The sequence below is a fragment of the Stenotrophomonas sp. A3_2 genome, assembly GCF_036624925.1.
GTDB classification, from domain to species: Bacteria; Pseudomonadota; Gammaproteobacteria; order Xanthomonadales; family Xanthomonadaceae; genus Stenotrophomonas; species Stenotrophomonas hibiscicola.
This window is the reverse complement of sequence record NZ_JAZKVY010000368.1, coordinates 1-335: the sequence shown is the minus strand read 5'-3', so window position 1 is coordinate 335 and position 335 is coordinate 1. Positions and strand designations below refer to the sequence as shown.

The following is a 335-nucleotide window of genomic DNA, read 5'->3' as shown; positions in this document are numbered from 1 at the left end:
TCCAGCTTGGCGAGCAGCGCCGGATCGCGCGCGTCGGGCGCGGTGATCAGGGCATGGTCCAGCACCGTATCCAAAGGCGAGGGATCGCGCTCGGGCGGCAATGCCTCGACAAAGGCCTTCACCGTTGCGCGTGCCAGCGCGCCATTGGCGTGCATCTGGGCAATGACTTCGGTCACCTCGACATGCGCTTCTTCTTCGCGCCAACAATCATAATCGGTGACCATGCCGATCAGCGCATAAGGCAGCTCGGCCTCGCGCGCGAGCTTGGCCTCGGGCATCGCGGTCATGCCGATTACGTCGGCCCCCCAATTCCGATACAGCAGGCTTTCCGCGCG

The 335-nt window shown here is 64.8% G+C and carries 1 pseudogene; it reads right to left on the bottom strand.

The window, feature by feature from the left end:
• Positions 1-287: pseudogene (locus R5H29_RS21725) on the bottom strand (S-methyl-5'-thioadenosine phosphorylase); the annotation flags it as partial.
• Positions 288-335: the final 48 nt, after the last annotated feature.